Here is an 840-nt window from a genome sequence, read left to right as displayed (position 1 = left end):
CGCGGTTACGAATCGACATGGTTATTCTTCTGTTTGCTGTTGTAAGTCCACTTCATTCATACGCAGGTGCACCAGCACCTGGTAATGCCGTCCCGTACTTTTCACCGGGATCACCTTGCGCCACTCGGTACTGTCCGGATCGGCATAGCGGGCAACGACACCGATATAGCGCGTCTTTTTATCCAGTTCAGCAGCAGGGAGGTACTTAAACTGCCCCGGTAGCAGGGTGTAGTCCTGGTGGTCGAGATAGTTTTTCGCCAGTGCCTTGGGCAGGTCAGTGGTTATCTGATCGTAATCACTGGCAAGTAACCGGGAATCTTCCGCCAGCATGACAATCTGAAATTCAACGGGTGACGCATCACCGCTCTCATTGGGGTTCATGTCCTGCTCCCCGACCAGACTGAAGGAGACAGTGGAAGGCTGATCGTCGTGACTACCGACCTGGATATCAGGATTGGCTGCAACCTTCGCCATCTTGCCCATGGTGGTACATCCCGCCAGGGATAGTGTGAACAGCAACATCAGGACAACATTTCGCATCACAGCGACTCCAGCCCATCCCGCACCGCGCGGTCATACGCCTGGGCGTATACCTGGCGGAACAGTTTTTCAAATCCCTGCTGGCGTGATGAGGTCAGTTCCCGGAAATAATGCTGATACATCTCCCACTCCCATCCTGCACTCTCCCCCTGTCCACCGCGGCGGTAATGAGCGAAACGGGCCAGCAGCCCCTCCGGCGAAAAAGCCTGAAGAACGCTATGCAGCGCAACACTGGTCGCCTTCTGGCTGGCCGTATGCTGCAGGCGGATATTACTGAGGAGTTCTTTCACGGCGGCCGGA

Annotated in this window: 2 protein-coding genes; both read right to left on the bottom strand. The window is 55.6% G+C overall.

Annotated features, from left to right (window positions below; genetic code table 11):
* Positions 1-21 precede the first annotated feature (21 nt).
* On the bottom strand, positions 22-540 hold the full coding sequence (gene tssJ / locus DEO48_RS15565; protein ID WP_046897931.1) for a type VI secretion system lipoprotein TssJ: 519 nt from the start codon (positions 538-540) through the stop codon (positions 22-24).
* Positions 540-840 (bottom strand): type VI secretion system-associated FHA domain protein (locus tag DEO48_RS26805; protein WP_375232172.1); only part of this gene is annotated, 301 nt, incomplete at its 5' end. The genes DEO48_RS26805 and tssJ, both read right to left, overlap by 1 nt.

This window comes from Enterobacter sp. CGMCC 5087, from assembly GCF_003144775.1.
Classification (GTDB): domain Bacteria; phylum Pseudomonadota; class Gammaproteobacteria; order Enterobacterales; family Enterobacteriaceae; genus Enterobacter; species Enterobacter cloacae_M.
Note: the sequence above shows the minus strand (reverse complement) of the source record. Positions and strands in the feature narration are given on the sequence as shown.